The sequence below is a fragment of the Frisingicoccus sp. genome, assembly GCF_048388605.1.
Lineage (GTDB): Bacteria > Bacillota > Clostridia > Lachnospirales > Lachnospiraceae > Frisingicoccus.
Window position 1 is genome coordinate 25,831 of the sequence record NZ_DBGCTU010000051.1, and the last position, 11,841, is coordinate 37,671.

Below are 11,841 nucleotides of genomic sequence, written 5' to 3' on the forward strand. Positions count from 1 at the left end.
TTTACCCCAGCGCCACATCCAGCGCCAGCATCAGTGTAAATCCAAAGCTGAAGCAAACCGTACCCAGATTGGAATGCTTTCCCTGAGACATCTCCGGTATCAGCTCCTCCACCACCACATAGATCATAGCTCCCGCAGCAAAGCTCAGCAGATACGGCAGCGCCGGAACAATCCAATGGGCTGCCCAAATAGTGAGCAATGCTGCCAGCGGTTCCACACCCCCGGACAGCGTCCCCCAGAGAAAAGCCTCTCCCTTTCTCATGCCTTCCGCCCTCAAAGGCATGGAGATGATGGCTCCCTCCGGAAAATTCTGAAGCGCAATGCCCAGCGCCAAGGCGATCGCCCCTGTCAGAGTGATCGTTTCATTTCCGGAGAGCCACCCGGCATAGACGACGCCCACAGCCATTCCCTCCGGGATGTTGTGCAGCGTTACTGCCAGCACCAGCATGGTGGTCTTTTTCAGGGCCGCGCTCGGGCCCTCCGGTTCAGTGCTGCCCTGATGGAGATGCGGAACGGCTTTATCTAACAACAACAAAAACAGGATTCCCAGCCAAAAACCCACGACCGCGGGAACAAATGACCACGCGCCCATTCCTTCGGACTGTTCCATTGCCGGGATCAACAGGCTCCAGACGGAAGCGGACACCATCACCCCGGCGGCGAAACCAGTCAGTCCCCGCTGTACCAGAGGATTGAGATTCTTTTTCATAAATAGGACGCAAGCCGCACCCAGAGTCGTCCCCAGAAACGGCAGCATCGCACCCTGTAAAACCGCAAATGACATCGCTTTTGCACCTGCCCGGCCGGTTATTTTTGAAAGCCGAACATTCCTTTCTTCTCGTAATTCTCTTTGCTGACTACCATCACGCAATAGACAGTCGGCTCAATGGCAATATATTATCGTCTATATGATCATCCAATGGCCGCCAAATTATACATAGTCATTTCTGCTGCTGATAAAAACCGATCCCCACGGAACAGCAAAATCGTTGGATTCTCTCGTTTTGCAAAAGTATAAAACTTGATAATTATCTCCCTTTTAGTTAGTTCTTGCTAACCTTTGTTCCTTAAAAAGGCCGCTCCGCATGAGCGGCTTTTTCTATTTCAATTTCAATTTATTCCGGGAACAAACGCTGGCAAGCCCCATACACCAGAGTTTCCAAAACCTGTGGATACAGGAAACCAATATTATCTCTGTGAGATACCGTCAGAAAAAGCCCGCGTACCACGGCAGCTGCCAACTCCGTACCGCCCTCCGGCTCCAGCCCTGCACTTTCCAGAAGCTCCTTGATGTGGGTCTCATCCCCATGATAATGCTCTTCCAACACCTCTGCCGGAATTCTGCGAAGCAAAAACGGAACATCCTGCTCCATAAAGTCCATCATCCCGGACTGCCCCATAAGTTTGCAGGCCTCCAGCACCGCTTCCGCCGTTCTCTGATAGGCAGGTTTTCCTTGATTTCGCATTAGGACATCCGCACATGCCTCATAGATTTCACTATGAAGATCCTCAAGAAGTTCAAAAAACAGCATCTCCTTGGTGGGATAGAATTTGTAAAAAGCACCCTTGGAAATATCTGCTTCCTTTGCAAGCGCCTCCACCGTGATTTTTCGCATCCCGCATGAGGCAGCATACTTCCGGGCAGACGCCTTCAGGTCCTTCAGAATCATATCCGTTTCCTTCTGCGAAAATGCTTTAGCCATAGCCGTCACCACCGTTTGACCATTTTCCTATTTCGGTCATATTGTATCAAACACATCACCTGCTGTCAAGATGTCTTCCGTTTTTTTCTATAGATCAACGTCTTGCATTCACAAGCCAACCATGGGCCCCGTATTGTTTCCGTGTGTTATACTCCTTTCAAAGGAGACCATTTACATGAAAACAGATACAGTGAAACTACGCCAAAAATATATCGATAACCTGCCGCTGATCTGCCGCTGAATTTCTTTTAGAATGACTATCGTCATATCCATCAATTCAGTTCCTGTCAGTTCTGTATCCAGCAGCTGAACTGCCTTATGGGCCAATGTGAAGATTCCCGCGATTCTGTTTCCCCCGTCAACCACCAAATATGTAATAGACATCTTGCGTTTGGCAAACTCTATTGCGCTTTTCTTACAAATTCCTCAATTTCATGATTCTTTGGGCAAGAAAAATTGGAGAGAATGAGCGGCAATTCCTCCTCTCCGATTGTGTTTATTATATCCAGAATATTTACCGATGTGAAATTACTCACTATTCAAAATTTCCCCTTAAAAGATAAATATCTAATATCGCATTGAATATCACTGCTGAAAATGTGCTGAACCGTTCAAACAATCCGAACACTGCTTTCGGCATGACGCCGGTCCCGACGGCCCCCAACAGCATCATCGTCAGGCAGAGCACAGCCCACACCGATAACTCTTTATGTTTTCCTTTTCTCGCGCTCACCGCGATCAGTACCAGGGAAGTAAGCGAAAAAACAACCATTGCGGCATAGGAAATCAAACTGATTACTCCGAATAGTCCCAGTCTGGAAAGTTTCATAATAAACGCACCTCCTCTTTTGAGCCATCATTACACTTTTTACTATATACCGTCTGTCATCGACTAAAATTTCTGACATCATTTCCACGATAAATCAGATTCTGACCGGATATTCCGATGGTCTCTTTAGTATCCTTAGCGATGATAGTCCAGCGGTTCCGCTTATCATTGTTAAAATTCTCAAGTTCAATTTGAAACCTGCCATTCTCATCTTCTCTTCCCAACCCATACAAACCGGGGCCCTTCTTCACCAATTTCTCCGCTTGGCACAAATCCGGATTTTTCCAGCACTCTCTGGGACGCTTTGTTGTCTCTATCGGTTTCCGCTTCGATACAAAGAACACCGGGCTGTCGGGAGGCCCATTGAACTAATGCCATGACCGCCTCTGTCATATACCCTTTACTCTCAAATCCCGGATAAGTACCGTAACATTTGACGATTCCTCCTCACAATTCTTTTTTCTGCCTTGCTCATTGCACAACAGTAAAACGCAGAGCCATCCCTTTCGGAATCATCGGCTCTGCGTCTTGGCGTCTGGCTCTCTTAATCTTGTTGTGATAAACTTGGTCACACTGACCAGCATCTCCTGTTTGCACTTTGGGCAAAACAGCAGGAAGTTTTTCAACTCTGTATCCTGCCGCAGCCTGACCCGGGTCTTACACCCGCAGGAAGGGCAGAGGAGCCACTTTTCCGTTATATTCATTTGCTATCCTCTTCTTTCTGCAGCTACAGTAAAAGCCCCGCCAATGCTGTTACCTCTATGGAATCCTTGTCAGGACTTCGGCATTGGGTAAGGCGTTTGCTGATTCAAACCGCCGCTTTTGACCCGTACCAGCATGGCCATGAAGTCCTGCCCCAACAGGTCATTAATCTCCTCCTCAGAAAAGCGGCACATTCCGGTGGCACAGAGGGTGGCGATGCCATAGGTGTAGATCCATACATGGCGGAACAAAGCCATTGCCTCCGTTTCCACCAAATCGTATTCCCTTTGCAGGATGTCCAAACATACTCCGGCTGGCTCTCCAAGGCCGGCAAACACCTCCTCAAAGCTGTGGGGTCTGCCATCACCCTGCATAAACAAAAGCTGATATAGATGCGGCTCCTCCAAAGCAAAGAGAATCATCTGCATCCCGAATTGCTTGAACGCCGGCATGTAGTGAACTGCCTTTTCTGCAAAGCCTTCAAACTGATGCATAGCTGCCGTCTTAGCTTCCTGCCGCACCTCTTCCATGGTCTTAAATACAGTAAATATGGGCCGAGCGGAGCTGCCAAGCTCCTGACCCAGCGTCTGAGCAGTCAAAGCGGTAATCCCATTCCTGCTGATAACCCGCAAAGCGGCGGCTATAATCTCTTCTCTTGTAAATTTCGGTTTTGGCGGCATATCGTACCTCTCTTTCTTAAAATATTCGTTTTGCATTGAATATTTTAAAACATTTATTTTATTATACTCCTTTTTTCTGTTTTGTCAAGAGGGTAGGGAAATCATCACGGCCTTTGATGATGTGAAGCCTGCGAATGTCCTTTGAGGAAATATCTGAAGTGAAGATTTATACTATGAATTTGCCACGAAGTATATGCGCATATACCTGATGTTTGTATTTGTCCAGACAGTTCAACCGCTGTCGGTAAATTATTTCACAGCTATCGGAAACATGAAGCAGGGTGTTTTGATTTCCCTTTCGAGATAAGGATTTCTGCTGCTTCCCATGCTTGTAATTTTCCCAATCATATTCAACGGAATAAACGGAATCCTATATGCAGGCCCCGTATCGGATGCCATAGCCTGTGTTTTGGCGCTTTCAATGGTATCTTATAACTTTAGACATATAGATTCCCTCTTCTATCGCTTTAGTTAGTTTGTGCTAATCTGTGTGAATTATAAAGTTCCTCCACCAAAGAAGGAACCTTATATGTCCAAAATTATATTATGGCACAGAGAAACGCATCCATCCACCCTCAGGACTGCCATTTAAAAATAAAAATTCCCACAACCGCAACGATCATTCCAATCAGTTTTGACCACTGAAAATCCACCTTCTCCATGCCAAAAAGCCCAAAAAGCTCAATCAAATAGGCGATGGCCAACTGGGAAACAACAATGATCAACGCAGATTTAGCCGGTCCGAGCTGGTCCATACTCAAAATCACCGTTAGGGTAATAAAAGCGCCGATGACGCCGCCGAGAAGCATATACTTTGAATCCACCTGAAATAAAGTTCCAAAGGACCGCCGCTCTTTAATAGCCCACGCTCCGAGGCAGACAACAAGCGCTGTTCCCTGCACCCAACTATTGGCTACCCAGAGACTTGTCTGCTTTGTCAGCCCTGTATTAAATACTCCCTGTATACTCATTAATGCACCTGAAATTAAAGCGATCAGCCATCCCCACATAATCATCTCTCCTGTTCTTATTCATATACCCATTCGGGCATCCCGTATGTCAAATGCTTCGCATGGGCGCGCTTCGTCAAGCTTCGCGCGATAAGGTATACCCATTCGGGCATTCACATGGGTATAGTATACGCCGGAGAGAAATTTTTATTCGCCGATAATACCGTAAAAAAACAGCTCCGCCCTGAATGTCCTCTGACATTTCGAAGCAAAGCTGTTTTAATCATTACTTTTTCAATTCCTCATAAATTTGTCCATCACTCATTTTCGGACACTTATAAATCAATTCCATAATCTGCTCTACAAGTTCCGGGGCTTCTTCAAGCATATCCGCTACTTTTACAGCAGATATCCCTTTATCTACTTTTTTTCTCACCTGAGAAATCAGTCTCTGCATGTCCCCTTCGGCACGGCCCTCTTGAAGTCCCTCTTGGCGTCCTTCTTCCATTTTTTCCTGATATTTAATATACAGAGTCATATACTCCCGCCTCCATTCCAAATTGGCTTTGGCCTTTTTTACTTCCCTGTCCAACAACTCAATAAAATCATTTTCTGTTTTCCGCTTTTGATTTATGTATGCCAAAAAAGCTTTTAAATTGGAATTCAGATTTGAAGTATCACCTTTAGAATTCAAAAAAACCTTCTGGGTTTCGTCCCCCAAAGCAATTTCCGTATCCTCAATACAGCGATTTTCAAAAGTGTATATACACCGGTTTTTCCCAAACAAATCAAAATAACATATAAAAATAACATAACTTCGATTTAATTTCGAATAGTACTCATCTCCTTTTTTCTCTCTTCTCTATTTTCCATCTTTTGTGTATCGGGAGTATCTCTTTGGTGAATTATTCAATTTATCTTTTGTTTATCCAAACGAATATATTTATATTATATTCCATGCCCTGCCTAAAGTAAATAAAAACAGCTCTGGACTCAAAGAATACCTTTGTTCCCAGAACTGTTTTTCTTTTTAATTTTCCCCGAGACATTCCTCAAGAATATGTATCATTTCATCGACATTTTCTTTTGTGATCACCAGCGGCGGCACAAAACGGATAATGTGTGTTCCGGCTGAAATGATAAGCAGTCCCTTTTCCAGCGCCTTATTAATATATGGGCCAACCGGGACATTAAATTCCAGGCCGCGCATCAATCCAAGCCCCCGGGTTTCTTTTAATATATCATATCTTTCAACCAATCCACGAAGTTTTACATCGAGATAGGCCGAAACTTCATTGACATTCGCCAAAATGTCGCGGCTTTCAAACATATCAAATACTTTGCTCACAGCCGTCGTCACAAATGGATTGCCGCCATAGGTGGAACCGTGGTCTCCCGGCTCCAGCGCCGTTTCCGCCTTCTCTCCGACAACAAAAGCCCCCACCGGGACACCGCATCCCAATGCCTTGGCAGAAGTCATTACATCCGGAAGCACATCATAATGCTGATAAGCAAACATTTTTCCGGTCCGCCCCATACCGCACTGAACTTCATCCAGAATAAGCAGAATATCCTTTTCATCGCAGATTTTTCGGATGCCCTGAATAAATTCTTTATCCGCCGGGTAAATTCCGCCCTCACCCTGCACAGCCTCAAAGATAATGGCACAGGTTTTTTCTGTGATTTTAGACTTTACATCCTCCAGATTATTAAATTCCGCAAAAACCACATTGCCGATGCCCGGCTGAAAGGCTTCACGATAATGGGCATTTCCTGTCACCGATAGAGCGCCCATACTCCGTCCATGGAAGGAGTGTTCCATGGCAATGATCTCATGATCCGTTGTTCCGTCTTTTTTAAAGGCATATTTTCGAGCCACTTTGATCGCGCCCTCAATAGCCTCCGTACCGCTGTTGGTAAAAAAAACACGCTTGAGACCGCTGGCCTTTGCCAGCTTATGCGCCGCATCTGCCATCGGCTTTGTATAATAAAGATTGGAGATGTGCATTAATTTATCGATTTGATTTTTTAATGCCTCTTTATATTCTTCCACATTGTAGCCAAAGGCATTGACGGCAATACCCGCCGCAAAATCCAGATATTTTTTTCCATCGGTATCATAGAGATAAACGCCGTCGCCATGGTCAAAAACTACCGGAAAACGATTATAGGTATGAATAATTGCGGATTCCGCATATTCCTTAAATTCATTCGTCACCATTATAATACCGTCCCTCCCCCTGACTTAAAATTGCCGTACCGATACCGCGATTTGTAAAGATTTCCAAAAGAAGACAATGCGGGATCCGCCCGTCCATAATGTGGACACGGGAAACACCATTATCAATGGCATCAATACAATTATTTAACTTCGGAAGCATACCGCCGCCGATAAAACCGTCGTCGATCAGCGCATGAGCATCTTCAATGGTCAACTCGGAAATAAGTGTGGACTTGTCCTCCGGGTCTTTATAAACCCCTTCAATATCTGTCAGAAAAGCCAGTTTTTCCGCATTGACCGCCTTGGCGATCGCGCAGGCCGCATCATCCGCATTAATATTGTATGTATTAAATTCTTTATCCAAACCGATCGGACATACGATCGGAAGGAAATCTTTTTCCAGCAGATCATAGAGAATCTTTGGATTAACCTCCGTAATCTCGCCGACAAAGCCGATATCCTTACCATCCGAATATTTTTTCTCAACCGTTAAAAGGCCGCCGTCCTTGCCGCTGATGCCAACCGCCTTGACGCCAAGCTCCTGCACCATCTGGACAAGGCTCTTATTCACTTTATTTAATACCATCTCGGCAATTTCCATCGTATCTTCATCGGTTACACGCAGGCCGTTGACAAACTGCGGCTCCATCCCCACCTTGCCGACCCATCGGCTGATCTCCTTACCGCCGCCGTGAACAATGATTGGTTTGAATCCAACCAGCTTCAGCAATGTCACATCCTGAATCACCTGTTTTTTCAGCGTTTCATCCACCATGGCGCTGCCGCCGTATTTGACGACAATGATCCGCCGGTTAAACCGCTGTATATATGGAAGTGCCTCAATAAGTACTTCCGCTTTCTCAAGATATTTCTCCATATCTGTACCCATTTTTTTCACTCCTAACTAAATCGAAGATATCTGCTTAACTGCGGTAATCCGCATTAATCTTTACATAATCATAGGTCAGATCACAACCCCAGGCCGTAGCCTCGGCGTCACCTATTTTCACATCGGCGATGGCCGTTACTTCCGGCTCGGAGAGAATCTTTGTCGCCTCTGCCTCACTGTATCCGGTGGACACGCCGTTTTCCATGATCTTAATCTTTCCGGCGGCGCTTTCAAAGTACAAATCCACCACTTCCGGGTCGAACTGAACCCCCGAATAGCCCATCGCGCATAAAATACGTCCCCAGTTGGCATCATGGCCGTAAATGGCCGCTTTTGTCAGGCTGGAAGTCACAACAGATTTGCTCAGAATCACCGCATCCTGCTTTGTCTTTGCGCCGATGATCTTCACTTCAAAAAGGGCTGTCGCTCCTTCACCGTCTCCGGCAATCTTCCTGCACAGATAGGTATTTACCGTATTTAAAGCCTTTTTAAAGGTTTCAAAATCTTCACCCTTTTCAGTGATCTCCGGGTTTCCGGCCATCCCGTTTGCCAGCAGGAGCACCGTATCATTGGTGGATGTATCCCCATCCACTGAAACCATATTGTATGTATCTTTAATATCCTCACTCAACGCTTCCTGCAGCAGTTCTTTGGAAATCGCCGCATCCGTTGTGATAAACCCAAGCATTGTGCACATATTTGGATGGATCATGCCGGAGCCCTTGCACATGCCGCCCATTGTCACCGTCTTCCCGCCGATGACAAATTCGACAGCAATTTCCTTTGGCACTGTATCCGTTGTCATGATCGCCTTTGCCGCCTCATGACCGGCCTCAATGGTGTCTGTCTTGATTTCTGCCAGTTTGGCGGAACCTGCTTTTATCCGATCGATCGGAAGCTGCATGCCGATGACACCGGTGGAGGCTACCAGCACGCTTGTCTCCGGAATATTTAAGATTTCCGCAGCGCCGGAGGCTGTTTCTTTGCAGTAACCATAACCCTCTGCCCCTGTACAGGCATTGGCGATTCCTGAGTTAATGACAACTGCCTGAGCATACGGCGCATTTTTAACGATTTCCTGATCCCATTTCACCGGCGCCGCCTTAACTACATTGGTCGTAAAAGTTCCTGCCGCCGCACACGGCTTCGAACTATAAATCATGGCCATATCTGTCCGGCCTTTATATTTAATCTCTGCTGCTGTCGCAGCCGCTTCAAATCCCTTCGCAGCGGTAACGCCGCCTTCGATTATCTTCATCTTCATCCTCCTTATGGAAACATCGGCACCAGATTCAGCCCCTCAGCCTCATCCAGCCCAAAGATCAGATTCATATTCTGAACCGCCTGTCCGGCAGCGCCCTTTACCAGGTTATCCAAAGCACCCATCATAACGACCCGGTGAGTACGCTCGTCCACCTTAAAGTTAATATCCGTATAATTGCTTCCCTCCACCCATCGGGTTTCCGGGCAGACGCCCGCATCCAGCACGCGGACAAATTTTTCATCTTTATAATATTTATCATAAGCGGCACGGATATCCGCCTCCGTCACCCCTTCTTTCAAATTCGCATAAGCCGTCACAAGTATTCCCCGGTTCATCGGCACCAGATGCGGTGTAAAATTCAATAAAACCGGTTCGCCCGCCGCATAACCGAGCTGCTCCTCAATCTCCGGCGTATGGCGGTGAGTTGTGACGCCGTAAGCTTTAATACTTTCATTCACTTCACAAAAAAGATTATCTACTTTTGCTCCCCGGCCCGCCCCGGAGGTCCCCGACTTGGCATCGATGATAATAGACTGCGGGTCGATCAGCCCTTCTTTTACTAACGGATAGGCCGTCAAAATCGAGCAGGTCGTATAGCAGCCCGGATTGGCGATCAACCGCGCTCCCTTAATATCTTCCCTGTTAATTTCGCAGAGACCGTAAACCGCTTCAGGAATAAATTCCGGCGAAGCGTGCTTGATGCCGTACCATTTTTCATACACTGATACATCCTTTATACGAAAATCCGCACTCAGATCAATAATCTTTACTTTATTTAAAATCTCTTCGCTGACGAGGGAGGCGCAAAGCCCCTGAGGTGTCGCCGTAAAAATCACATCGACGGCCTCCGCCAGTTCTTCCAGATTATCATCCCTGCATACATCCTCCACAATCTGAAACATGTTTCGGAATACATCATAATATTTCTTATCTATATAACTCCTGGAACCATACCAGACAATTTCCACATCTTTATGGCCAAGAAGCAATCGAACAAGTTCCTGCCCGGCATATCCTGTCGAGCCAATAATCCCTGCTTTAATCATAGGTATTTTCCCTTCTTTCTGAAATGTCTTTTCCTATAATAATACAATTTATGAAAGCTGTAAAGACATAATTTTAATAAATATTTATGTTTCGTTAAAAATATACATTATTAATGCATATTTTTATCTTTTTACTCATAAAAATACATAAATATGAAAAAAGATATTGATTTTTATAAAGAAGTGTTGTATATTATGTGAGGACTACAAAAAATATGAAGATAAAATAGAATTTCAGGAGGTTATTATTATGAAAGAAAAAGTCATTTTAGCCTATTCCGGCGGCCTGGACACCACAGCGATCATTCCGTGGCTGAAAGAGAATTTTGATTATGAAGTTATCTGCTGCTGCATCGACTGCGGTCAGGGCGAAGAATTGGATGGACTTGAAGAACGTGCCAAATTATCCGGCGCTTCCAAATTATATATTGAAAACATTATTGACGAATTCTGCGATGAATATATTGTTCCATGCGTACAGGCCGGCGCAGTTTATGAAAATAAATATCTTCTCGGCACATCGATGGCCCGCCCGGTTATTGCAAAACGGCTTGTTGAAATTGCCCGCAAGGAAAATGCTTCCGCCATCTGCCACGGCGCTACCGGAAAAGGCAATGACCAGATTCGTTTTGAATTAGGCATCAAAGCCCTTGCCCCGGATATCAAGATCATCGCTCCATGGCGTATGACGGATGTGTGGACGATGCAGTCCCGTGAGGATGAAATCGAATACTGCAAGCAGCACGGTATTGACCTTCCGTTTGATGCCAGCCACAGCTACAGCCGTGACCGTAACTTATGGCATATCAGCCATGAAGGTCTGGAACTGGAAGATCCGGCAAATGAACCGAATTATGACGACCTTCTTGTTCTCGGTGTGACACCGGAAAAGGCTCCGGATGAAGGCGAATATGTAACCATGACTTTTGAAGCCGGCGTTCCTAAAACATTAAACGGTCAGGCTATGAAAGTTTCTGAAATTATTACGGAGTTGAATAAACTCGGCGGGAAACATGGTATCGGCATTGTTGATATCGTTGAAAACCGTGTCGTTGGCATGAAATCCAGAGGTGTCTATGAAACACCGGGCGGAACAATTCTCATGGAAGCCCATGCCCAGCTGGAAGAACTGGTGCTTGACCGGGCTACGATGGAAGTTAAAAAAGACATGGGCAACAAGATGGCCCAGATCGTTTACGAAGGCAAATGGTTCACTCCGCTTCGCGAGGCTGTTCAGGCCTTCGTGGAATCCACCCAGAAATATGTGACCGGTGAAGTGAAATTCAAACTCTACAAGGGCAACATTATTAAAGCCGGAACAACTTCCCCATATTCTCTGTACAGTGAATCTCTGGCTTCCTTCACAACCGGCGAACTGTATGACCATCACGATGCATCCGGTTTCATTACATTATTCGGCCTTCCATTAAAAGTTCGTGCAATGATGCTGGCCGAAAACGAAAAAAATAAATAATCTTCTGAGATAAACTTGACAATAAAAAACGCTCTGCCTTATAGTAAAGGGAAGAGCGTTTTTTACATTTCAAAATCGGAGGA

The 11,841-nt window shown here is 45.7% G+C and carries 13 protein-coding genes and 1 pseudogene; 1 reads left to right on the plus strand and 13 read right to left on the minus strand.

Annotated elements, in window-relative coordinates; translation table 11 throughout:
• Position 1: 1 nt before the first annotated feature.
• The 13 genes and pseudogenes from ACMN7X_RS13480 to argC all read right to left on the minus strand — a co-directional run bounded on the left by ACMN7X_RS13480 (position 2) and on the right by argC (position 10,284).
• Positions 2–784 carry a ZIP family metal transporter gene (locus ACMN7X_RS13480; RefSeq protein ID WP_418747976.1) on the minus strand — a complete coding sequence of 261 codons (783 nt, stop codon included), beginning with the start codon at positions 782–784 and terminating at the stop codon, positions 2–4.
• A 331-nt stretch (positions 785–1,115) separates the two neighbouring features.
• Complete coding sequence (locus ACMN7X_RS13485; protein ID WP_418747977.1) at positions 1,116–1,703, minus strand: TetR/AcrR family transcriptional regulator; 588 nt, start codon at positions 1,701–1,703, stop codon at positions 1,116–1,118.
• 171 nt (positions 1,704–1,874) lie between these two features.
• Positions 1,875–2,087 (minus strand): hypothetical protein, encoded by a 213-nt coding sequence (locus tag ACMN7X_RS13490; protein WP_418747978.1) that lies wholly within the window; start codon positions 2,085–2,087, stop codon positions 1,875–1,877.
• A gap of 151 nt (positions 2,088–2,238) precedes the next feature.
• On the minus strand, positions 2,239–2,532 hold the full coding sequence (locus ACMN7X_RS13495) for a hypothetical protein (RefSeq protein ID WP_418747979.1): 294 nt from the start codon (positions 2,530–2,532) through the stop codon (positions 2,239–2,241).
• 207 nt (positions 2,533–2,739) lie between these two features.
• Positions 2,740–2,973: a GNAT family N-acetyltransferase gene (locus tag ACMN7X_RS13500; protein ID WP_418748070.1), complete on the minus strand. Its 234-nt coding sequence runs from the start codon at positions 2,971–2,973 to the stop codon at positions 2,740–2,742.
• 71 nt (positions 2,974–3,044) lie between these two features.
• Positions 3,045–3,236, minus strand: a complete 192-nt coding sequence (locus ACMN7X_RS13505; RefSeq protein WP_418747980.1) for a cysteine-rich KTR domain-containing protein — start codon at positions 3,234–3,236, stop codon at positions 3,045–3,047.
• Between the two features lie 69 nt (positions 3,237–3,305).
• Positions 3,306–3,914: a TetR/AcrR family transcriptional regulator gene (locus tag ACMN7X_RS13510; protein WP_418747981.1), complete on the minus strand. Its 609-nt coding sequence runs from the start codon at positions 3,912–3,914 to the stop codon at positions 3,306–3,308.
• Between the two features lie 575 nt (positions 3,915–4,489).
• On the minus strand, positions 4,490–4,924 hold the full coding sequence (locus ACMN7X_RS13515; protein WP_418747982.1) for a DMT family transporter: 435 nt from the start codon (positions 4,922–4,924) through the stop codon (positions 4,490–4,492).
• Positions 4,925–5,150: 226 nt separating this feature from the next.
• Positions 5,151–5,702: pseudogene (locus ACMN7X_RS13520) on the minus strand (Rpn family recombination-promoting nuclease/putative transposase); the annotation flags it as partial.
• Positions 5,703–5,894: 192 nt separating this feature from the next.
• A complete protein-coding gene (locus ACMN7X_RS13525) occupies positions 5,895–7,085 on the minus strand; it encodes an aspartate aminotransferase family protein (protein ID WP_418747983.1) in 1,191 nt (396 codons plus the stop codon).
• The gene (gene argB, locus ACMN7X_RS13530; RefSeq protein WP_418747984.1) at positions 7,072–7,974 is read right to left on the minus strand and encodes an acetylglutamate kinase; all 903 of its coding nucleotides are present in this window, start codon (positions 7,972–7,974) and stop codon (positions 7,072–7,074) included. Before argB ends, ACMN7X_RS13525 begins: the two co-directional genes overlap by 14 nt.
• Before the next feature lie 34 nt (positions 7,975–8,008).
• Positions 8,009–9,232, minus strand: coding sequence for a bifunctional glutamate N-acetyltransferase/amino-acid acetyltransferase ArgJ (gene argJ / locus ACMN7X_RS13535; RefSeq protein WP_418747985.1), 1,224 nt, complete (start codon positions 9,230–9,232; stop codon positions 8,009–8,011).
• A gap of 11 nt (positions 9,233–9,243) precedes the next feature.
• The gene (gene argC / locus ACMN7X_RS13540) at positions 9,244–10,284 is read right to left on the minus strand and encodes an N-acetyl-gamma-glutamyl-phosphate reductase (RefSeq protein WP_418747986.1); all 1,041 of its coding nucleotides are present in this window, start codon (positions 10,282–10,284) and stop codon (positions 9,244–9,246) included.
• Positions 10,285–10,534: 250 nt separating this feature from the next.
• Between argC and ACMN7X_RS13545 the strand changes: the two genes are divergently transcribed.
• Entirely contained in the window at positions 10,535–11,758 is a 1,224-nt protein-coding gene (locus ACMN7X_RS13545; RefSeq protein ID WP_418747987.1) for an argininosuccinate synthase, read from the plus strand.
• The last annotated feature ends 83 nt before the right edge of the window (positions 11,759–11,841 follow it).

Coding starts and splice junctions, on each gene's coding strand:
- ACMN7X_RS13480 (WP_418747976.1), bottom strand. CDS start 784: ATGTCATTTGCGGTTTTACAGGGTGCGATGCTGCCGTTTCTGGGGACG.
- ACMN7X_RS13485 (WP_418747977.1), bottom strand. CDS start 1,703: ATGGCTAAAGCATTTTCGCAGAAGGAAACGGATATGATTCTGAAGGAC.
- ACMN7X_RS13490 (WP_418747978.1), bottom strand. CDS start 2,087: ATGTCTATTACATATTTGGTGGTTGACGGGGGAAACAGAATCGCGGGA.
- ACMN7X_RS13495 (WP_418747979.1), bottom strand. CDS start 2,532: ATGAAACTTTCCAGACTGGGACTATTCGGAGTAATCAGTTTGATTTCC.
- ACMN7X_RS13505 (WP_418747980.1), bottom strand. CDS start 3,236: ATGAATATAACGGAAAAGTGGCTCCTCTGCCCTTCCTGCGGGTGTAAG.
- ACMN7X_RS13510 (WP_418747981.1), bottom strand. CDS start 3,914: ATGCCGCCAAAACCGAAATTTACAAGAGAAGAGATTATAGCCGCCGCT.
- ACMN7X_RS13515 (WP_418747982.1), bottom strand. CDS start 4,924: ATGTGGGGATGGCTGATCGCTTTAATTTCAGGTGCATTAATGAGTATA.
- ACMN7X_RS13525 (WP_418747983.1), bottom strand. CDS start 7,085: ATGGTGACGAATGAATTTAAGGAATATGCGGAATCCGCAATTATTCAT.
- argB (WP_418747984.1), bottom strand. CDS start 7,974: ATGGGTACAGATATGGAGAAATATCTTGAGAAAGCGGAAGTACTTATT.
- argJ (WP_418747985.1), bottom strand. CDS start 9,232: ATGAAGATAATCGAAGGCGGCGTTACCGCTGCGAAGGGATTTGAAGCG.
- argC (WP_418747986.1), bottom strand. CDS start 10,284: ATGATTAAAGCAGGGATTATTGGCTCGACAGGATATGCCGGGCAGGAA.
- ACMN7X_RS13545 (WP_418747987.1), top strand. CDS start 10,535: ATGAAAGAAAAAGTCATTTTAGCCTATTCCGGCGGCCTGGACACCACA.